This window comes from Pseudomonas sp. DE0010 (assembly GCF_007680745.1).
Lineage (GTDB): Bacteria > Pseudomonadota > Gammaproteobacteria > Pseudomonadales > Pseudomonadaceae > Aquipseudomonas > Aquipseudomonas parafulva_B.
The window spans coordinates 47,583-69,118 of record NZ_VEJQ01000006.1 but is presented as its reverse complement, the minus strand read 5'-3'; the positions used below and the strand labels follow the sequence as shown (position 1 = coordinate 69,118).

Sequence of the window (21,536 nt, the reverse complement as noted above, 5' to 3'; positions counted from 1 at the left end):
GAACTTACATGCTTCCAGCTCTATGGGTCGCCAAAACCGGCCTGTCCGCCCAGGACACCAACCTGACGGTGATTTCCAACAACCTGGCCAACGTGTCGACCACCGGCTTCAAACGTGATCGCGCCGAGTTCCAGGACCTGCTGTACCAGATCCGTCGCCAGCCAGGTGCCCAGTCCACCCAGGACAGCCAGCTGCCCTCCGGCTTGCAGGTAGGTACTGGCGTGCGCATTGTCGGCACCCAGAAAAGCTTCGTGGCTGGCAGCCTGCAGACCACCGAGAACCCGCTGGACATGGCGGTCAATGGTCGCGGTTTCTTCCAGATCCTGCAGCCAGATGGCACGGTTTCGTACACCCGTGACGGCACCTTCCACCTCAACTCCGATGGCCAGATCGTCACCGCCAACGGCTATGCCCTGGAGCCTGCCATCGTCGTGCCCAACGACGCGCAGACCTTCACCGTCGGCCAGGACGGTACCGTATCGATCACCACCGCCGGCAACCCGGCCGCCCAGGTGATCGGCAACATCCAGACCGCCGACTTCATCAACCCGGCGGGCCTGCAGGCCATCGGTGGCAACCTGTTCCTGGAAACGGCCGCCAGCGGCGCCCCCCAGGTCGGCACCCCGGGCCTGAACGGCTTCGGTACCACCTTGCAGCAAACCCTGGAGAACTCCAACGTCAGCACCGTGGAAGAGCTGGTGAACATGATCACCACCCAGCGCGCCTACGAGATGAACTCCAAGGTCATTTCTGCCGCCAACTCGATGCTGCAGACCGTTACCCAGCAGCTGTGATCCCAGCAACTTCCGTAGCACCCGTGAGGTATGCATCATGAATCGTCTGTTGTCCGTTTTCGCCCTGGGCGGTGCGGTGTTGCTTGCAGGCTGCGTCGCCCCCGCGGCCAAGCCCAACGACCCGTACTATGCGCCGGTGCTCCCGCGCACCCCTTTGCCGGCAGCGGCCAACAACGGTTCGATCTACCAGGCCGGTTTCGAGCAGAACCTGTATGGCGACCGCAAGGCATTCCGCGTGGGTGACATCATCACCATCACCCTGAACGAGCGCACCTCGGCCAGCAAAAACGCAGGTTCCCAGATCCAGAAGAACAGCAAGGCCAGCCTTGGCCTGTCGTCGCTGTTCGGGGCCAGGCCGAACACCAACAACCCGTTCGGCGGCGGCGACCTGTCGCTCGATGCCGGCTACAGCGGTGATCGCACCACCAAGGGCGACAGCAAGGCCACCCAGGGCAACACCTTGACCGGCTCGGTGACCGTCACCGTGGCCGAAGTGCTGCCCAATGGCATCATCGCCGTGCGCGGCGAGAAGTGGCTGACCCTGAACACCGGTGAAGAGCTGGTGCGCATCGCCGGGCTCATCCGCGCCGACGACATCGCCACCGACAACACCGTACCGTCCACGCGGGTGGCCGATGCGCGCATCACCTATTCCGGCACCGGCTCGTTTGCCGATGCCAGCCAGCCCGGGTGGCTGGACCGCTTCTTCATGAGCCCGCTTTGGCCCTTCTGAGTACCCTGACCATGCTCAACCTGAGGCAACTGCTCACCGCCACCTTGCTGCTGACCTGCGCCTGCGCGGCGCAAGCCGAGCGCCTGAAGGACATCGCCAGCATCTCGGGCGTACGTTCCAACCAGTTGATCGGCTACGGCCTGGTGGTCGGCCTGAACGGGACCGGCGACCAGACCACGCAAACGCCTTTCACCGTGCAGACGTTCAACAACATGCTGTCGCAGTTCGGCATCAAGGTGCCGCCTGGATCGGGCAACGTGCAGTTGAAGAACGTTGCCGCAGTATCGGTGCATGCCGACTTGCCGGCCTTCGCCAAGCCAGGGCAGGTGGTGGACATCACTGTGTCGTCGATCGGTAACTCCAAGAGCCTGCGTGGGGGCAGCTTGTTGATGACCCCGCTCAAGGGGATCGACGGCAACGTCTACGCCATCGCCCAGGGCAACCTGGTGGTGGGCGGCTTCGATGCCGAAGGGCGCGACGGCTCGCGGATCACCGTCAACGTGCCGTCTGCCGGCCGTATCCCGGGCGGCGCCAGCGTCGAGCGGGCAGTGCCAAGCGGTTTCAACCAGGGCAACACCCTGACCCTGAACCTCAACCGCCCCGACTTCACCACCGCCAAGCACATCGTCGACAAGGTCAACGACCTGCTCGGCCCTGGCGTGGCCCAGGCCGTGGATGGCGGTTCGGTGCGCGTGAGCGCGCCGATGGACCCCAGCCAGCGGGTGGACTACCTGTCGATCCTGGAAAACCTGGAAATCGACCCGGGCCAGGCAGTGGCCAAGGTGATCATCAACTCGCGTACCGGCACCATCGTCATCGGCCAGAACGTCAAGGTATCGCCGGCGGCGGTAACCCACGGCAGCCTGACGGTGACCATCACCGAAGACCCCATCGTCAGCCAGCCGGGCCCGCTCTCCAATGGCCAGACCGCCGTGGTCCCGCGCTCGCGGGTCAATGCCGAGCAGGAAGCCAAGCCGATGTTCAAGTTCGGCCCGGGTACCACGCTGGATGAAATCGTCCGGGCGGTGAACCAGGTGGGCGCCGCGCCCGGTGACCTGATGGCCATTCTCGAAGCCCTGAAACAGGCCGGCGCCTTGCAGGCCGACCTGATCGTGATCTGAGGACGGCGTCGATGAACAGCAAGAGCCTGGTTTCCGGCAGTGTCGACAGCGGTGCCTTCACCGACCTCAACCGCCTCAATGCCCTCAAGCACGGTGATCGCGACAGCGAAGCCAACGTGCGCAAGGTGGCCCAGGAGTTCGAGTCGATGTTCATCAGCGAGATGCTCAAGGCCTCGCGCAAGGCCAGCGATGTCCTGGCCGACGACAACCCGATGAACACCGAGACGGTCAAGCAGTACCGGGACATGTACGACCAGCAGTTGTCGGTGAGCATGTCCCGCGAGGGTGGCGGTATCGGCCTGCAGGATGTGCTGGTACGCCAGCTGACCAAAAGCCGCAGCGCCGCCGCCAATACCAGCCCGTTCCCGCGTGGCCAGGCCGGCCCGGTGTTGTGGGGTAGCAAGGTCGCAGACCCGGTCCACGCCACCCAAGCGGCCAGCACCCGCAACGACGTCGCCGCGCTCAATGCGCGGCGTCTGGCGTTGCCCAGCCGCCTTACCGACCGCCTGCTGGCCGGCATCGTGCCTACTGCGGCCACGGCGCCCGTCGGCGCGGCCCCCGCAGCCCCCGTGCGCGACGGCCAGCAGCCGGCCAAGGCCTTTGCCGTGCCCGAGAACGGGCTGCGCATTACCGGCCGTGCCATCGCCCAGCCGCCGCTGGCACCGAAAAAGGCCTTCACCGACAGCGATTCGTTCATCGCCACCATGCTGCCAATGGCCGAGCAGGCCGCCAAGCGCATCGGTATCGACCCGCGCTACCTGGTCGCCCAGGCTGCGCTGGAAACCGGTTGGGGCAAGTCGGTCATGCGCAACAGCGACGGCAGCAGCAGCCACAACCTGTTCGGCATCAAGGCCACCGGTAACTGGCAGGGCGAGCAGGCCAGGGCCATCACCAGCGAATTCCGCGACGGCCAGTTCGTCAAGGAAACCGCCCAGTTCCGCAGCTACGACTCCTACCAGGACAGCTTCCACGACCTGGTGAGCCTGTTGCAGAACAATTCGCGCTATCAAGAAGCGGTCAAGTCGGCCGATAACCCTGAGCAGTTTGCACGCGAGTTGCAAAAGGCCGGTTACGCGACCGACCCAGGCTATGCGAAGAAAATCATCAGCATCGCCCAGCAAATGCAGAAGACACCGCAATACGCCATGGCTGGCAGCACCACGAACCTTTGAAAGGACTAAATCATGTCGAGCCTGATTTCGATCGGCCTGAGTGGCTTGAGTGCCAGCCAGGCGCACCTGTCGGTCACCAGTAACAACATCGCCAACGCCGCCACCAGCGGCTATTCGCGCCAGCAGGCCATGCAAGTGGCCGGCGCCTCGCAGTACATGGGCGCAGGTTTTCTGGGCAGTGGGACCACGCTGGCAGACGTGCGCCGTATCTACAGTGCCTACCTCGACAATCAGTTGCAGACGGCGACGTCCCTGCAAGCCGATTCCACGGCATTCCGTGACCAGGTGACCGGTGTCGACAAGCTGCTGGCTGACCGGGATACCGGCATCAGCTCGGTACTGACTGCGTTTTTCTCGGCCATGCAAACCGCAGCGGCCAAGCCCGGCGATGTGGCCTCGCGGCAACTGTTGCTGACCCAGGCGCAGACCTTGAGCAACCGTTTCAATGCTGTCAGCACCCAATTGACCCAGCAGAACGATGTCATCAACTCCCAGCTCGATACCTTGGCGGGGCAGGTCAACAAGCTCACCAGCAGCATCGCCGAATACAACAAGCAGATCGTGGCCGCCAGCGGCACCGGCAGCACGCCCAACAACCTGCTCGATGCCCGCAGCGAGGCTGTGCGCCAGTTGAACGAACTGGTGGGCGTGACCGTTCAGGAGCGTGAAGGCAACTACGATGTGATCCTGGGCAGCGGCCAGTCGCTGGTGACCGGGAGCAGGTCCAACCCGTTGTCGGTTCAGCCGGGGGTGGCCGACAAAAGCCAGGCGACCTTGCGCATCAATTACGAGTCGTTCAGCTCGGACGTGACCTCGGTAGCCACCGGCGGCACCATCGGTGGCCTGTTGCGCTACCGCCAGGACGTGCTGACGCCGTCGATGAACGAGTTGGGCCGCGTGGCGCTGGTCGTCGCCGACAGCATCAACAGCCAGCTGGGCCAGGGTCTGGACGCCAATGGCCAGTTCGGCAGCTCGCTGTTCTCCAGCATCAACAGCGCCAGTGCCATCGCCCAGCGCAGCCTGGCCTCGTCGAACAACAGCGCAGGCTCGGGCAACCTCGATGTCACCATTGCCAACAGCGGCGCCCTGAGCACCTACGACTACGAAGTGAAGTTCATCAGCGGCAATCAGTACAGTGTGCGCCGCTCCGACGGCACCGACATGGGCTCGTTCGACCTCAATGCAGACCCTGCGCCGGTCATCGATGGCTTTAGCCTGTCCCTCAAGGGTGGTGCGCTGGCCGCCGGCGACAGCTTCAAGGTGATTCCTACCCGCTCGGCCGCCACCGGTATCACCACAGTGCTCTCCGATGCCAACAAGCTGGCGTTCGCCGGCCCAGTGAGCGCTGCCGTCGGCAGCGGCAACAGCGGCACCGGCACTATCACCCAACCTAACCTTGGACAAGCGCTGGATATCTATGGCGGTGCCGACACGGCCCTGACGCAGCAGGCGATCAAGGACGCCATGCCGGTGCGCGTGGTGTTCGACGCAGCCAGCGGTGGGTCCCAGGGCTACAAGCTGTTCGATGCCAAGGGCGCGCAGATCGGCACCGGGACCGTGGTGCCAGGGCAGGACAATAAGCTCTCGCTGTCGATACCGATGCGTGATGCATCGGGCAACCCGATTCTCGACCCCAGCGGCAATCCGCGCACTTTTGCGCTGGAAACCACCATCGGCGGCAGCCCGGCGACCAACGACAGCTTTACCTTGTCGTTCAATGTCGATGGCAAGGCGGATAACCGCAATGCCAATGCCCTGCTGGGCTTGCAGACCAAATCGACCGTGGGTACCAATTCCGGTGGCGGCACCAGTTTCACTTCCGCCTATGCCGCCTTGGTAGAGCGGGTGGGCGCCAAGGCCAGTCAAGCGTCTATCGATACCACTGCAACGGCCGCGGTGCTCAAGTCGGCAAGTGAAAGCCGCAGCGCCGTCTCTGGGGTGAACCTGGACGACGAAGCCGCCAACCTGGTCAAGTTCCAGCATTACTACACCGCGTCGTCGCAGATCATCAAGGCGGCGCAAGAAACGTTCTCGACCTTGATCAACGCGCTATAAGGAGGCTGATCGTGCGAATTTCAACTGCCCAGTTTTACGAAACCAGCTCCAACACCTACTCCAAGAATTATTCGGATTTGGCCAAGATCACGGCCCAGGTGACCTCCAAGTCCCGCATTCAGACCGCAGGCGACGACCCGGTGGGCGCTGCGCGCTTGCTGTTGTTGCAACAGCAAAGCGCGTTGCTCGATCAGTACAGTGGCAACATGACCACCGTCAAGAACACCCTGCTGCAGCAGGAAAGCGTGCTGTCTACCATCAACGATGCGCTGCAGCGGGCAAGCGAGCTGTCGATTCAGGCGGGTAACGGTGGTCTAAGCGACGCTGACCGCACCTCCATCGCCAGCGAAATCAAGGAAATCGAGGCCAACGTGTTCGGCCTGCTCAATTCCCGTGACGCCAACGGGGACTACATGTTTGGAGGGTCCAAGAATTCGACCCCGCCCTATGTTCGCAATGCCGACGGCTCTTACAGCTATCAGGGCGATCAGACCCAGATGAGCCTGCAGGTATCCGATACCTTGCATTTGGCCATCAACGACAGTGGCTTCAGCGTTTTCGACCAGGCCACCAACAACAGCCGTACGCAGTCGACCTTGCAGGCACCGACGCCCAATGATGGCAAGGTGCTGCTTTCGGGTGGGTTGCTGACATCGGCCAACACCTACAGCGACAAGTTCGCTGCGGGCCAGCCTTATACGGTTACCTTCACCAGCGCCACTGAATACAGCATCAAGGACGCCGCTGGTAACGACATCACCAACGAAACCGCTGGCAAGGGCAAGTTCGATGTCAATACCGAAGGCGGCAAGATGATCTCGCTGCGGGGTGTGGATTTCGAGGTCAACCTGAACCTTGCCGAGGGTGACGATCCTGATGCCGTGGTGGCAGGGCATGTCTTCACCCTCGAAGCCAAGCCAGACACCCTGACCGCTACTCGCAGTGCAGGTAACCCCTCGACCTCTCAGGTCGTAGGCTCAAGCGTTACCGACCCCGATGCCTATCGCAGTACCTTCCCAAGCAACGGCGCAGTGCTCAGGTTCACCAGCGACACCGAGTACCAGCTTTTTGCGCAGCCCTACGATGCCCAGAGCAAACCGATTGCCTCGGGCACCGTGGGGGCGGGTAATGCCGTGACGGTAGCGGGTGTGACCTATCAGTTCGACGGGGCGCCGGCCCAGGGTGATCAGTTCTCCATCAATGCCAACACCCACCGCACGCAGAACCCGCTGGACACCTTGGGGCAATTGCGAAGCGTATTGGAGAAACCCCTTGATACGCCTGAAGCGCAGGCTGCTCTGAAGGCCGCAACGGACTCGGCGATTTCCAACCTGGCCAGTGCGCGTGATCGCATCGACATCACCCGAGGCTCGATCGGTGCCCGGGCCAATTCGCTTGAGATACAGGCTCAGGAAAACGAAAGCCTAGGTCTTGCCAACAAGAGCACGCAAAGCGCAATTGGCGACACCGACATGGCGACCGCCACTATCCAGCTGACCCTGCAACAGGCGATGCTCGAAGCCTCTCAGCTGGCATTTGCGCGAATATCGCAGTTGAGCTTGTTCGATAAGCTTTAAGTGGCCCGGGGGCGCGGAGCCAGGCTTCGCGCTCTGCTTCGTTGCAACCGACCACTGCTGTGATTGTGTGACCTTGCTGGGTTAGCGCGCTCAAATGATGGCGCTGGCAGCAACGGGCGCCTCAAAAGCGAGCTTGTTTGAAACCTGCGGCTTTGTCCCTCAATGACGGGACATCCCCATGCACGGCGCGTGATGAATTCAACGTGCCACGCCCTCGATACCTGCCTTTCGTTGCATTTCAATGTGACCAATGAGTCAAAACGGTCATCTTCCCTGTATTCTATGCAGCAGCTGTTGCAGCATTTTGTTACCGGTGCGCAGGCAGGCTCTGCTTTATCCCCTCCCCAGGCGGTGACGCTCCGGTTTTTGGCGCCCTCAATCGATCGAGTGGTGGTCTTTGGCTGTTTTCATTGGGAAGCCAGAATGATTGGCATCAAGAGTATCGCGAGTTACGTGCCCACCGCTGGCCTGGACAACTACGTCCAGGGTGCGAAGTTCGGCAAGGACGAAGAGTTCATGTTCGGCAAGATCGGTGCGTCCTTCCTGCCACGCAAGGCCCCGGAGCAGGAAACCTCCGACCTGTGCGTGGAGGCCGCCCGGGCACTGTTCGCCAACAACCCCGACCTCGATCCGCAGTCGATCGACGCGTTGATCGTGGTGACCCAGAATGGCGATGAAGAAGGCCTGCCGCACACGGCCGCCATCGTCCAGAGCAAGCTTGGGTTGTCCACCCGTGTGGCAGCGTTCGACATCTCCCTGGGCTGCTCGGGGTATGTGTATGGGCTGTATGCGATCAAGGGCTTCATGGAGGCGGCGGGTCTGAAGAACGGGCTGCTGATCACCGCCGACCCGTATTCGAAGATCGTCGACCCGGAAGATCGCAATACCACCATGCTGTTCGGCGACGCGGCCACGGCTACCTGGATGGCCGATGGTGCAGTCTGGAAGCTGGGCGAGGCACGTTTTGGCACCGACGGATCGGGTGCCGAGCACCTGAAGGTGTCCGATGGCACGTTCTTCATGAATGGCCGGCAGGTGTTCAACTTTGCCCTGGTCAAGGTGCCGGCGCATCTGCACGAGCTGCTCGATGCCAGTGGCCTGCAGTCGTCGGACATCGATGCGTTCTGCATCCACCAGGGCAGTGCGGCGATCGTCGATGCGGTGGCTCGCCGGTTCGAGGAGCATCATCCGGATAAATTCGTGAAAGACATGCTCGAGACGGGCAATACCGTGTCGTCCAGCGTGCCGTTGCTGCTGCAAAAGCACATGCTCGACGGCAGCTGGAAGCGGGTGGCTGTGAGCGGGTTTGGGGTGGGGCTGTCCTGGGCTTCGGCGATTCTTTATCGGGACTGATGTGTTCGCGGTGGGGTAGGGGCGTTCTGCCTTTGTTCGGGCTGGTCCCTGTGCTTAATGGGTTGAGCCCAACTTCCAGGGCCGCTTAAAGGCCCATCGCGGACGGTGCCAAGATCAGCTGCTAAGCGCAAACCCTGGGGCCGCTGCGCAGCCCATCGCGGCGCGAGGCCGCTCCCACTCCGACCGCGTGACGCCTGAATTCGCGGGTTCGCAGGACTTTGTGGGAGCGGCCTCGCGCCGCGATGGGCCGCGCAGCGGCCCCGACATTTCCTGACGCGAAGCTGCATACCCTGAACCCTCGCCACCTCCTCTTCAGCCCCCAGTTCGCCAGGCCATCCCTCGACTCGCTCCAGACGCCGTCATCCCCCTCATACCTCCCCAACCCGCTTTTTGACGCCAAAATTCCGCGCTTAACCCCTTGATTTTCCAGGGCTGGCCGCATGCCAGCATTTTTTTTTGCAAAAACCCCTCAAGCAACCGGGCCATCCGACGATAACCATTACGAAGGTTCTCTAGGCCATACCCGGCTGTCGCCAGGGCCGGAAGCCGCAGTATCCATACCACGAGGAATTCGTCATGGCTTTGACCGTCAACACCAACATCACCTCCTTGGGCGTTCAGAAGAACCTGAACCGCGCTTCCGAAGCGCTGGGTACTTCGATGTCCCGCCTGTCCTCTGGCCTGAAAATCAACAGCGCCAAAGACGACGCCGCTGGCCTGCAGATCGCCAACCGTCTGACCAGCCAGATCAAAGGTCTGAGCGTGGCAATGAAGAACGCCAACGACGGTATCTCGATCGCCCAGACCGCTGAAGGCGCCATGCAGGAATCGACCAGCATTCTGCAGCGTATGCGCGAACTGTCCCTGCAGTCTGCCAACGGCTCGAACAGCAATGACGACCGTACTTCCCTGCAGCAGGAATTCACCGCACTGACCGGCGAACTGACCCGTATCGCCAACACCACCACCTTCGGTGGTCGTAACATCCTGGACGGCTCGTTCCAGAACGTCGGCTTCCAGATCGGTTCTAGCGCCAACGAAACCATTTCGTTCGGCATGACTGATATCAGCGCAACTGGCCTGAAAGGTTCGTTCAGCGAAGCTAAGGCTGACGGTGCAGCTACTGATTTGTCGGCCGTCGTTACCGGTGCGGTAGCACCCGCCGGCACCACCACTTACTCTGCAGCACCGGTGGCCTTCACAGCTCCCGCTGCTGGCCAGACTGTAGCTCTCACCTTGAACGGTGCGGCCACTCCTATCACAATCGACGAGAATGATACTGCCGCCACTGTAGTAGGAAAAATCAACACCGCTAACACCGGTGCGAATGCTACTGGTGTCAGCGCAGCGCTGGATGCCAACGGCGACATCGTAATGTCTTCCTCGGCTACCTTTACCGCCACTGCTGTCGGTACTGACCCGACTGACACTGCTGGTTTTCCGGCCGCTGCGACTGTAACACCCATCAATCGCTTGGCTGGCGACATCTCCTTCAACATCAACGGCACCACCATCGGCGCTAAAAAAGACGACGATATGGCTGCTGTGCGCGACGCCATCAACGACGAAACCACCAACACTGGCGTGGCAGCAACCCTCAAGGATGGTCGCCTTACCCTGACTTCCACCGACGGCAAAGCCATCAGCCTCACCAACGGTAAAGGTGATGAAGGACAAGGTGCTCTGGCCAAGATTGGTCTGTCCGCAGGCACCACCGAAGCTAAACTGGTCGCTGACACGTCGATTTCGCTGAACGGCACCGAAGTCAAGTTCAAGAAAGGCGACACCCTGGACTCGATCATCACGTCCATCAACACCGCCAGCACCGGCGTGACTGCCAGCAAAAACGATGACAACACCCTGAACCTGTTCTCGGCCAAGAACATCACCATCGCCGACGGCAGCCAAGGGACCGGTCTGAAAGCCCTAGGCCTGACCGCAGGTAGCACCACTGCCATCACCCAGGAAGCGACCGTTTCGAGCCTGAGCATCACCACCGCTGCCGATTCGCAAAAGTCGATCCAGGCCCTGGACGCTGCCATTGCCCAGATCGACAGCCAGCGCGCTCAGCTCGGTGCCGTGCAAAACCGCTTCGACAGCACCGTTGCCAACCTGAACAGCATCTCGGAAAACTCCACCGCTGCCCGCAGCCGTGTACAGGACGCCGACTTCGCTTCGGAAACCGCCGAACTGACCAAGCAGCAGACCCTGCAGCAGGCATCCACCGCGATCCTGTCCCAGGCCAACCAGCTGCCGTCCTCGGTACTGAAACTGCTGGGCTAATCGCCAAAGCAGGCTAAGTTTGACGAAGGGTACGTTCGCGTACCCTTTCGTCTTTTCATCACTTGAGGGTGTAAGTCGTGGATATAAGCATGAAGCTGGGCCTGTCCCATCCCGCCGCCATCACGCCGGACGCGCCACCCAGCGCGCGGCCACCCAGCGAGCCGGTCAAGGCCGAGCCCGCCGACAAAGTTTCCAAGCCCGTAGCCCGGCCTGACCTGGAAAGCGCCGTCAGTGCCATCCAGGACTTCGTCAAGGCTTCGGAGCGACAACTGGATTTTTCGATCGATGACTCCACCGGCCAGGTGGTGGTCAAGGTCATCGCCCGCCAAAGCGGTGAAGTCATCCGCCAGCTGCCTTCTGAAGCTGCGTTAAAGCTTGCGGAAAACCTAAAAGACGCCAACAGCCTGTTGTTCAGCACCCAGGTTTGAGTTGGCACGGCATTTGTTTACCAGCGCACGGATGCTTTTTCGTCGGAATACCGGCGGTTACGATAAAGGAGATGTGATATGGCAAGCTCGACCATCAATGGGCTTGGCTCTGGCCTGGACATCAGCGGCATTGTGAAGGCCCTGGCGAGTGCCGAGAAGGCGCCCAAGCAAACCCAGATCAACAACCAGACCACCACCGCCACCACCTCGCTTTCGGCCATCGGCTCCGTCAAGAGCGCGCTCGAAACGTTCCGTGCCGCAGTCGCCAAGCTCAACACCGCTTCGAGTTTCTCTGGCCTGGCCTCTTCGTCCTCGGACGAAGCCATCGCCAAGATCAAGCTGGGCGACGGCGCTTCCTCGGGCAACTACGCGCTCGAAGTCACCCAGCTGGCGACCGCGTCGAAAATTTCCACCCAGATTTATGAAAAGACCTCGACAATCGTCAACGACTCGGGTGAAACCCAGACCCTGACCATCAACCAGGGCAATGCGACCCACAGCGTAAACATTGCCGCGGGCGCCACACTTCAGCAGGCGCGTGACACGATCAATGACCAGCTGCAGTCCAAGGGCATCACGGCCAACATCGTGACCGATGCCAGTGGGTCACGGCTCATCTTCTCGTCGACCAAGATGGGCGAGGGCACCGAGTTGACGCTGGGGGGCGACGCGAGCATGGCGCAGGGTGTGTCTACCATTGCCAAGCCGCAGAACGCCAAGTACACCCTCGATGGGCTGGCGCTGGAGTCTGCGTCCAACACCGTGACCGGCGCGATCAGTGGTGTGGATATCACCCTGGTCAAGGAAGGCAAGTCCAACCTGGCAGTCACCAGCAACAGCGACACGCTCAAGACGTCGGTCAAGTCTTTCGTCACGGCGTACAACGCGCTGATGACCACCATCAACACCCAGACCAAGGTAACCACCGGGGCCGATGGCGCCGCCACGGGTTCGGCCGCGTTGACCGGTGATGCCACCATGCGCTCGCTGGTCAATTCCGTGCGCAATGAAATCAGCCACAGCGTGGGTGCAACGGGCCTGCGAACGTTGTCGCAGCTCGGCATCAACACGGTGCAGAAAACCGGCCTGCTGGAGTTCAACGACACCAAGTGGGACGCGGCGGTCAAAACCTATGGTGCCGACATCAACAACCTGTTCACCGGCAAGGATGGGCTGTTGACGCGCATGACCAACGTCACCGAGGAGTACACCAAAGCCGGTGGCATCCTCGCCTCGCGCCAGACCAGCCTTACCAATCAGCTCAAGGAGCTCGAGGAGTCGCAGCAGGCGTTGGATCGGCGCATCGATTCACTGACCGATACCTTGACCAAGAAGTACAACGCGATGGACACCATGGTTGCGCAGCTCAAGGCGACCAGCGACAGCGTCATGACCACGCTCAACGCATTGAATAAAGCCAAGAGCGACAGCTGACAGCGCTAAAGAAACCCTGCGGGGCGCCGATAAATAGGTTATACGGCCCCCGTCCAGCCTTGTTCACTGAGGATCCACCATGCACCCGATGAGAGCCCTTCGCCAATACCAGAAGGTCAATTCCCACGCCCAGATCTCCGAAGCCACGCCCCATCGCCTGGTGCAGTTGCTCATGGAGGGCGCGCTGGATCGCATGGCTCAAGCCAAGGGTGCCATCTCTCGCGGTGACGTGGCACAAAAAGGTGTCATGCTGGGCAAGGCTGTCGACATCATCGGCGGCCTGCGCGAAGGGCTGGACAAAGACAAGGCCGTCGACCCGGATGAACTGGATCGCCTGGACAGTTTGTATGAGTACATGGCACGCCGGCTGACCCAGGCCAACATACACAGTGATCCCGAAGTGATCGATGAAGTCGCACGACTCATGATCACCGTCAAGAGCGGCTGGGATGCTATCGCGACTGCCGAGTAACAACCCCTCTGCAAGGAGTCCCCTATGAGCGCATTGCATCAGATTGCCAATACCTGCCACGCCTTGAACGAAGCGCTGGAGGCCCGCGACTGGGTAACCATTGGTCAATTGGACTTGGGTTGCCGGGCGCTCGTCGACGAGGCGCTGGTAGCCGACCAGGAAGATGCGACCGCGCTCAAGGCCAACCTAGAGGCCCTCATGGCCGTTTATCGTCAGCTAATCGACGTTGCAAGTGATGAGCGTCAATCTCTGGTCGCGGAAATGTCGAATATCAATCAAGCCAAACAGGCGACAAAGGTATACCATCTGTTCAGCTGAGATTGCGTGAGGCCGTATGCAGCCCGCAGTTCTTCGGCGCCATATATTTGACTGCTCGGAAGTTTTTGACTTTACTAGTGCCTGTTCTCGTATTCCAGACGTCGAAACACTGACCATTCAGTCGGAATGATGTCGAGCACGCCCTCGGGCGCCGATATGACTAGGGAAGTTGCTATTGCATGTGGCGTGAAACCAAGATTCTCCTGATCGATGACGACAGCACCCGCCGCCGCGATCTGGCGGTGGTGCTCAACTTCCTGGGCGAAGAAAACCTGTCCTGCGCCAGCCATGAGTGGCAGCAGGTGGTCGAGCCCCTGTCTTCAAGTCGCGAGGTGCTGTGCGTGCTCGTGGGCGCTGTCAACACGCCCGGCACACTGCTCGGGCTCCTTAAGACAGTGCTTTCATGGGATGAGTTCCTTCCTGTTCTGTTTTTAGGTGATATTTCTTCAAGCGAGCTTCCTGAAGAGCTGCGCCGCCGCGTGCTGTCGAACCTGGAAATGCCGCCCAGCTACAGCCAACTGCTCGATTCGCTGCACCGCGCACAGGTGTACCGCGAGATGTACGACCAGGCGCGTGAGCGCGGTCGCCAGCGCGAGCCGAACCTGTTCCGCAGCCTGGTAGGCACCAGTCGCGCCATTCAGCACGTACGCCAGATGATGCAGCAGGTAGCCGATACCGACGCCAGTGTGCTGATCCTGGGCGAATCTGGCACGGGCAAGGAGGTGGTGGCGCGCAACCTGCATTACCATTCCAAGCGCCGCGAAGCGCCGTTCGTGCCGGTCAACTGTGGCGCGATCCCGGCCGAGTTGCTTGAAAGCGAACTGTTTGGCCATGAAAAAGGCGCGTTCACCGGCGCCATCACCAGCCGCGCTGGCCGCTTCGAGCTGGCCAATGGCGGCACGCTGTTCCTCGATGAAATCGGCGACATGCCGCTGCCCATGCAGGTCAAGTTGTTGCGCGTGCTGCAGGAGCGTACGTTCGAGCGGGTGGGCAGCAACAAGACCCAGAGCATCGATGTGCGCATCATTGCCGCGACCCACAAGAACCTTGAGAACATGATCGAGGCCGGCACTTTCCGCGAAGACCTGTATTACCGACTTAACGTCTTCCCCATCGAGATGGCGCCACTGCGCGAGCGCGTCGAAGACATCCCGCTGCTGATGAACGAGCTGATCTCGCGCATGGAGCACGAAAAGCGCGGTTCCATTCGCTTCAACTCGGCGTCGATCATGTCCCTGTGCCGCCATGGCTGGCCGGGCAATGTGCGCGAACTGGCCAACCTGGTCGAGCGCATGGCCATCATGCACCCCTACGGCGTGATCGGTGTATCGGAGCTGCCGAAGAAATTCCGCTACATCGATGACGAAGACGAGCAGATGGTCGATACCCTGCGCAACGACCTGGAAGAGCGCATCGCCATCAACGGGCACGCGCCCAACTTCAGCAACCCAGCCATGTTGCCGCCTGAAGGCCTGGACCTGAAGGACTACCTGGGCAGCCTGGAACAGGGTCTGATCCAGCAAGCCCTGGACGACGCCAACGGCATCGTTGCCCGCGCTGCCGAGCGCTTGCGCATTCGCCGCACCACGCTGGTCGAGAAAATGCGCAAGTATGGGATGAGCCGGCAGGGTGGTGAAGACCAGGCAGAGGAGTGATCGTCGTCGGTAGGCGGTAGATGCTCTGCCTGGAGTGCGAAGCCTCCGGCAAATGTTGTAAGCCCTTATCTCCGGCACGGGTATTGCTACGCACTGGCCACCACACCGTTTTTATGACGGTCAGCCACGCGAGAGAGCACGATGCCCCAGGCCGCCCATGTATCCCGAGCCCTTTCCCCCCAGGCGCATTCACTGGTCGAGCAGGAAAGCCGCCAGGGTGTCGAGCAGGCGTTCGCTTTGTTCGACCAGGTCTCCAGCCAGCTTAGCCAGTCCTACAGCCTGCTCGAAGCCCGGGTCAGTGAACTCAAGGGTGAGCTGGCGGTGGTCAGCGCCCAGCGCATCGAGGAGCTGAGCGAGAAAGAGCGCCTGGCCAACCGCTTGCAGCATTTGCTCGATTTGCTGCCCGGCGGGGTGATCGTCATCGACGGGCAGGGTAGCGTTCGCGAAGCCAATCCGGCCGCCTGTGAGTTGTTGGGCGAGCCATTGATCGGGCAGCTTTGGCGTGAAGTCATTGCCCGCAGTTTTGCCCCGCGCCTGGACGACGGCCATGAAGTGTCCCTGCGCGACGGCCGTCGCCTCTCCATCGCCACCCGCTCGCTCGATGCCGAGCCGGGGCAGTTGGTGCTGCTCAACGACTTGACGGAAACCCGTCGCCTTCAAGACCAACTGGCACGCCACGAGCGATTGTCGTCACTCGGGCGCATGGTCGCCTCGCTGGCTCATCAGATCCGCACGCCGCTCTCTGCCGCCATGCTCTACGCCAGCCACCTGGCCGACCCTGAACAGACGTTGACCACCCAGACCCGGCAGCGCTTCGCTGGCAGCCTCAAGGAGCGCCTGCACGAGCTGGAACAACAGGTCCGCGACATGCTGGTGTTCGCCCGTGGCGAGTTGCCCCTCACGGACCGAATTTCTCCTAAAGCCTTGTTCCAGGCGTTGCAGCAGGCCGCGCAGACGCATGTTCAGGGGCACGCGGTGCGCTGGCAGTGTGACAGTCGCCTGGGTGAGCTGCTGTGCAACCGCGACACGCTGGTGGGCGCGCTGCTGAACCTGATTGAAAACGCCACCCAGGCCAGCCAGGGCGCTGCGCGGCTCAAGGTGCACCTATGGCGGCGCCAGCAGACTTTGCACCTGTGCATCAGTGACGCTGGCACTGGCATTGCACCTGATCTGCTCGCCCGTATTGGCGAGCCTTTCCTGACGACCAAGTCGACCGGCACGGGGCTCGGGCTGGCGGTGGTCAAGGCGGTGGTCAAGGCCCACCACGGCAGCGTGCAGATGCGCTCGAAGGTGGGGCGCGGCACCTGCGTACGAGTAGAGTTGCCCTTGATCGACGCGGCGTTGGCGGAGAGCCGGTGATGACGGTGAACGTATTGCTGGTCGAGGATGACCGGGTGCTGCGCGAGGCACTGGCCGATACCCTCGACCTGGGTGGTTTCGCCTTCAGGGCGGTGGACAGCGCCGAGCAGGCCTTGAAAGTGGTGCATGAAGAACCCTTCAACCTGGTCATCAGCGACGTGAACATGCCTGGCATGGACGGTCACCAATTGCTGGCCCAGCTGCGCCGCCAGCAGCCGCACTTGCCGGTATTGCTGATGACCGCTCACGCGGCCGTGGAACGGGCGGTGGAGGCCATTCGCCAAGGCGCGGTGGATTACCTGGTCAAGCCCTTCGAGCCCAAGGCGCTGCTCAACCTTGTGCAGCGGCATGCCGCCGGGCGTGTGACGGACGAGGAGGGCCCTGTTGCGTGCGAGCCCTCCAGCCGGCAGTTGCTGGAGCTGGCCGCACGCGTGGCGCGCAGCAACTCGACGGTGCTGATTTCTGGTGAGTCGGGTACGGGCAAGGAAGTGCTGGCGCGCTACATCCACCAGCAGTCGACCCGTGCCAGCCAGCCGTTCGTTGCGATCAACTGTGCCGCCATACCGGACAACATGTTAGAAGCCACGCTGTTCGGCCACGAGAAGGGGGCCTTCACCGGGGCGATCGCTGCCCAGCCTGGCAAGTTCGAGCAGGCCAACGGTGGCACCTTGCTGCTGGACGAGATCTCTGAAATGCCATTGGCCTTGCAGGCCAAGTTGCTGCGGGTGCTGCAGGAGCGTGAGGTCGAGCGGGTAGGGGGGCGCAAGCCCATCGCGCTGGATATCCGCGTGGTGGCCACCACCAACCGGGACTTGGCGGGCGAGGTGGCTGCCGGTCGTTTTCGCGAGGACCTGTTCTACCGGCTGTCCGTGTTTCCGCTGGCCTGGCGACCCCTGCGCGAGCGGCCCGGCGACATCGTTCAATTGGCCGAGCGCTTGCTGGCACGTCACGTTGCCAAGATGCAGCATGCGCCGGTGCGCTTGTCTGCCGATGCGCAGGCCTGCCTGCAAGCCTGGACCTGGCCTGGCAACGTACGTGAGCTGGACAACGCATTGCAGCGCGCTCTGATTCTGCAGCAAGGCGGCGTGATCGAGGCGGCGGATTTTTGTCTTGATGGCGCCATTCCCTTGTCAGGTGGCACTGTGCCATTATCTGTGCAACGTGAACAGTCAGTCGAGCAGGTCGACGACAAGCGACGTCACGAGTACCAGCACATCATCGATACCTTGCGGGCCGAACGGGGCCGGCGCAAGGAGGCGGCCGAGCGTCTGGGCATCAGCCCGCGCACGCTGCGCTATAAGCTTGCCCAGATGCGCGACGCCGGTTTCGACGTCGAAGCCAGCCTGTTTGGCGAGTGAAGCAGTCCCGTTTCACCCTGTGCACATCCTCTCGAGCCTGTGCAATGCAGCCCGCTTTTAGCCATTGCTCGCCGTGCGGGCACCGATCTTCACGGTGCCTCGTAGCCTGATATCCGCGGTTTTTCCCCGATCCATTCAGCCTTTTTCAAGGCTGGCACCTTTGTTGCTTTACGAAGGCTATCCGCCGCATGACTGTCAAAAATATGCGGCCGCCGGAGAGAGAAGCCCATGACCCAAGGTGTTGAATTCAATCGTCTGATGCTGGACATGCGCGCCATGCAGGCCGATGCCATGTCGCTGCCGAAAGTATCAGCCGCCCCTGAGCTGGCCCCAGGGCAAAGTACCTTTGCCGACATGCTGGGCCAGGCCATCGGCAAGGTGAATGACACCCAGCAGGCCTCTTCGCAGCTGGCGAACGCCTTCGAAATCGGCAAGACCGGGGTCGATCTCACCGACGTGATGATTGCTTCGCAGAAAGCCAGCGTTTCGATGCAGGCCTTGACCCAGGTACGCAACAAGCTCGTCCAGGCGTACCAGGACATCATGCAAATGCCGGTGTGAGGGCAGACGTAGACCATGGCTGAAGCAGTCGTCGACAACGCGCCCGCCAAGGGCGGCGCGCCAGCGCCCAAGGCCCCCCTGGTGCGCCTGGCGTTCCTGGAAAACATTGCGCAGATGCCCATGCTGCGTCAGATCGGCCTGATGGTCGGCCTGGCGGCCAGCGTGGCGATCGGCTTTGCCGTGGTGCTGTGGTCGCAGCAACCGGACTACCGTCCGCTGTACCCGAGCTTGTCGGGCATGGACACCAAGCAGGTCATGGACACCCTGGCGGCGGCCGACATTGCCTACAACGTGGAACCCAATTCCGGGGCCCTGCTGGTCAAGGCTGACGATATCTCCCGCGCGCGCCTGAAGCTGGCGGCAGCAGGCGTGGCGCCTACCGACGGCAACGTCGGTTTCGAGCTGCTCGACAAGGAGCAGGGCCTGGGCACCAGCCAGTTCATGGAGGCCACGCGCTACCGCCGCAGCCTGGAAGGTGAACTGGCGCGCACCGTGTCGAGCCTGAACAACGTCAAGGGGGCGCGCGTGCACCTGGCCATTCCCAAGAGCTCGGTGTTCGTGCGCGACGAGCGTCGGCCCAGTGCATCGGTATTGGTCGAGCTTTATCCAGGTCGTGCGCTTGAGCCCGGTCAGGTAATGGCCATCGTCAACCTGGTGGCCACCAGTGTGCCTGAGCTGGACAAGTCCCAGGTCACCGTGGTCGACCAGAAAGGCAACCTGCTGTCCGAACAGATCCAGGATTCTGCCCTGACCCAGGCCGGCAAGCAGTTCGACTACAGTCGTCGGATGGAAGGCATGCTGACCCAGCGCGTGCACAACATCCTGCAACCGGTGCTGGGCAACGACCGTTACAAGGCCGAAGTGTCCGCCGACCTGGACTTCAGTGCGGTCGAGTCCACCTCCGAGCAGTTCAACCCGGACCAACCGGCGCTGCGCAGTGAGCAGTCGGTCGACGAGCAGCGCGCCAGCAGCCAGGGCCCACAAGGTGTGCCGGGCGCGTTGAGCAACCAGCCGCCGGGTGCTGCTTCGGCGCCACAGACCACGGGTGGCACCGCGGGTGCAGCAGGCGCCATCCAGCCTGGCCAGCCCTTGGTCGATGCCAATGGCCAGCAGATCATGGACCCGGCCACCGGCCAGCCGATGCTCGCGCCTTATCCGTCCGACAAACGCCAGCAGAGCACCAAGAACTTCGAGCTCGACCGCTCCATCAGCCATACCCGCCAGCAACAGGGGCGCATGACACGCCTGTCCGTGGCGGTCGTGGTGGACGATCAGGTCAAGGTGGACGCCGCCACCGGTGAGACCACCCATGTGCCGTGGGCTGCCGAGGACCTGACGCGCTTCACCCGGCTGGTCCAGGACGCCGTTGGCTTTGATGCCAGCCGGGGCGACAGCGTGACCGTGATCAACGTGCCGTTTGCGCCAGACCGTGGCGAAGAGATTGCCGATATCGCGTTCTACCAGCAGCCCTGGTTCTGGGATATCGTCAAGCAAGTGCTGGGCGTGCTGTTCATCCTGGTGCTGGTGTTCGGTGTATTGCGTCCTGTGCTCAACAACCTGACAGGGGGTGGCAAGCAGCCTGCCCTGGAAAACGACATGGAACTGGGCGGCATGATCGGTTTGGATGGCGAACTGGCCAACGACCGCGTCAGCCTGGGTGGCCCGACAAGCATTCTGCTGCCTAGCCCCACCGAGGGTTACGAGGCACAGCTCAACGCAATCAAAGGCCTTGTGGCCGAAGACCCGGGCCGTGTGGCCCAGGTCGTGAAAGACTGGATCAACGCCGATGAGTGATAACCGAGCCGTTACCGCCAAGCTGAGCCGCGTCGACAAGGCAGCCATCCTGCTGCTCTCGCTGGGTGAAACCGATGCCGCGCAGGTACTGCGCCACATGGGGCCCAAGGAAGTGCAGCGCGTGGGCGTGGCCATGGCGCAGATGGGCAACGTGCACCGTGACCAGGTCGAACAGGTGATGAGCGAGTTCGTCGAGGTGGTTGGCGATCAGACCAGCCTGGGCGTGGGCTCCGATGCGTACATTCGCAAGATGCTCAACCAGGCACTGGGCGAGGACAAGGCCAACGGCCTGGTCGACCGCATATTGCTCGGTGGCAACACCAGCGGCCTGGACAGCCTCAAGTGGATGGAACCACGCGCCGTGGCCGACGTGATCCGCTACGAGCACCCGCAGATCCAGGCCATTGTCGTGGCTTACCTGGACCCTGACCAGGCCGGTGAGGTGCTGAGCAACTTCGACCACAAGGTACGGCTGGACATCGTACTGCGCGTCTCATCGCTCAATACCGTGCAACCTGCTGCCCTCAAGGAGCTGAACCAGATTCTGGAGAAGCAGTTCTCCGGCAATTCCAACGCCGCGCGCACCACCCTGGGTGGCATCAAGCGTGCCGCTGACATCATGAACTTCCTCGACAGCTCGGTGGAAGGCGCCCTGATGGATTCGATCCGTGAAATCGACAGCGACCTGTCCGAGCAGATCGAAGACCTGATGTTCGTCTTCAACAACCTGGCCGATGTGGACGACCGCGGTATCCAGGCGCTGCTGCGCGAAGTGTCCTCCGACGTGCTGGTGGTGTCGCTCAAGGGTGCGGACGAGCGGGTCAAGGACAAGGTCTTCAAGAACATGTCCAAGCGGGCCTCGGAACTGCTGCGCGACGACCTCGAGGCCAAGGGCCCGGTCCGTGTCAGCGATGTCGAGACGGCCCAGAAGGAAATCCTCACCATCGCCCGTCGCATGGCCGAAGCCGGCGAAATCGTGCTCGGCGGCAAAGGTGCCGAGGAAATGATCTAAGCGGCGAGCCGCCAATGGGTCCGCGCAAGGCGATTGCGTCGCGCACGCAATCTGCCT

The 21,536-nt window shown here is 61.9% G+C and carries 18 protein-coding genes; all 18 read left to right on the top strand.

Annotated elements, in window-relative coordinates; genetic code table 11:
* Positions 1–8 precede the first annotated feature (8 nt).
* Positions 9–794, top strand: coding sequence for a flagellar basal-body rod protein FlgG (gene flgG, locus FS767_RS06670; RefSeq protein WP_023533986.1), 786 nt, complete (start codon positions 9–11; stop codon positions 792–794).
* A 37-nt stretch (positions 795–831) separates the two neighbouring features.
* Positions 832–1,527 carry a flagellar basal body L-ring protein FlgH gene (flgH, locus tag FS767_RS06665; RefSeq protein WP_058606133.1) on the top strand — a complete coding sequence of 232 codons (696 nt, stop codon included), beginning with the start codon at positions 832–834 and terminating at the stop codon, positions 1,525–1,527.
* A gap of 11 nt (positions 1,528–1,538) precedes the next feature.
* Positions 1,539–2,648 carry a flagellar basal body P-ring protein FlgI gene (locus FS767_RS06660; RefSeq protein WP_058606144.1) on the top strand — a complete coding sequence of 370 codons (1,110 nt, stop codon included), beginning with the start codon at positions 1,539–1,541 and terminating at the stop codon, positions 2,646–2,648.
* 11 nt (positions 2,649–2,659) lie between these two features.
* Complete coding sequence (gene flgJ, locus FS767_RS06655) at positions 2,660–3,820, top strand: flagellar assembly peptidoglycan hydrolase FlgJ (protein ID WP_058606132.1); 1,161 nt, start codon at positions 2,660–2,662, stop codon at positions 3,818–3,820.
* Positions 3,821–3,832: 12 nt separating this feature from the next.
* Positions 3,833–5,875: a flagellar hook-associated protein FlgK gene (flgK, locus tag FS767_RS06650; protein ID WP_144964641.1), complete on the top strand. Its 2,043-nt coding sequence runs from the start codon at positions 3,833–3,835 to the stop codon at positions 5,873–5,875.
* An 11-nt stretch (positions 5,876–5,886) separates the two neighbouring features.
* Positions 5,887–7,452 (top strand): flagellar hook-associated protein 3, encoded by a 1,566-nt coding sequence (locus FS767_RS06645; RefSeq protein WP_144964640.1) that lies wholly within the window; start codon positions 5,887–5,889, stop codon positions 7,450–7,452.
* Positions 7,453–7,875: 423 nt separating this feature from the next.
* Entirely contained in the window at positions 7,876–8,805 is a 930-nt protein-coding gene (locus FS767_RS06640; RefSeq protein WP_144964639.1) for a ketoacyl-ACP synthase III, read from the top strand.
* Between the two features lie 576 nt (positions 8,806–9,381).
* The gene (locus FS767_RS06635) at positions 9,382–11,088 is read left to right on the top strand and encodes a flagellin (RefSeq protein ID WP_144964638.1); all 1,707 of its coding nucleotides are present in this window, start codon (positions 9,382–9,384) and stop codon (positions 11,086–11,088) included.
* A 77-nt stretch (positions 11,089–11,165) separates the two neighbouring features.
* Entirely contained in the window at positions 11,166–11,516 is a 351-nt protein-coding gene (locus FS767_RS06630) for a flagellar protein FlaG (protein WP_144964637.1), read from the top strand.
* A 78-nt stretch (positions 11,517–11,594) separates the two neighbouring features.
* The gene (gene fliD / locus FS767_RS06625; RefSeq protein ID WP_144964636.1) at positions 11,595–12,950 is read left to right on the top strand and encodes a flagellar filament capping protein FliD; all 1,356 of its coding nucleotides are present in this window, start codon (positions 11,595–11,597) and stop codon (positions 12,948–12,950) included.
* Between the two features lie 79 nt (positions 12,951–13,029).
* Positions 13,030–13,422 (top strand): flagellar export chaperone FliS, encoded by a 393-nt coding sequence (gene fliS, locus FS767_RS06620; protein WP_144964635.1) that lies wholly within the window; start codon positions 13,030–13,032, stop codon positions 13,420–13,422.
* Between the two features lie 24 nt (positions 13,423–13,446).
* A complete protein-coding gene (locus FS767_RS06615; protein WP_058606125.1) occupies positions 13,447–13,740 on the top strand; it encodes a hypothetical protein in 294 nt (97 codons plus the stop codon).
* Between the two features lie 179 nt (positions 13,741–13,919).
* Complete coding sequence (fleQ, locus tag FS767_RS06610; RefSeq protein WP_144964634.1) at positions 13,920–15,395, top strand: transcriptional regulator FleQ; 1,476 nt, start codon at positions 13,920–13,922, stop codon at positions 15,393–15,395.
* 141 nt (positions 15,396–15,536) lie between these two features.
* The gene (locus FS767_RS06605; protein ID WP_144964633.1) at positions 15,537–16,754 is read left to right on the top strand and encodes a PAS domain-containing sensor histidine kinase; all 1,218 of its coding nucleotides are present in this window, start codon (positions 15,537–15,539) and stop codon (positions 16,752–16,754) included.
* Entirely contained in the window at positions 16,754–18,112 is a 1,359-nt protein-coding gene (locus FS767_RS06600) for a sigma-54 dependent transcriptional regulator (RefSeq protein ID WP_144964632.1), read from the top strand. Before FS767_RS06605 ends, FS767_RS06600 begins: the two co-directional genes overlap by 1 nt.
* Before the next feature lie 228 nt (positions 18,113–18,340).
* The gene (gene fliE / locus FS767_RS06595; protein ID WP_023533916.1) at positions 18,341–18,673 is read left to right on the top strand and encodes a flagellar hook-basal body complex protein FliE; all 333 of its coding nucleotides are present in this window, start codon (positions 18,341–18,343) and stop codon (positions 18,671–18,673) included.
* Positions 18,674–18,688: 15 nt separating this feature from the next.
* Positions 18,689–20,467 carry a flagellar basal-body MS-ring/collar protein FliF gene (gene fliF, locus FS767_RS06590; protein WP_023533998.1) on the top strand — a complete coding sequence of 593 codons (1,779 nt, stop codon included), beginning with the start codon at positions 18,689–18,691 and terminating at the stop codon, positions 20,465–20,467.
* Positions 20,460–21,479, top strand: a complete 1,020-nt coding sequence (gene fliG, locus FS767_RS06585; protein ID WP_023533955.1) for a flagellar motor switch protein FliG — start codon at positions 20,460–20,462, stop codon at positions 21,477–21,479. Before fliF ends, fliG begins: the two co-directional genes overlap by 8 nt.
* Positions 21,480–21,536: the final 57 nt, after the last annotated feature.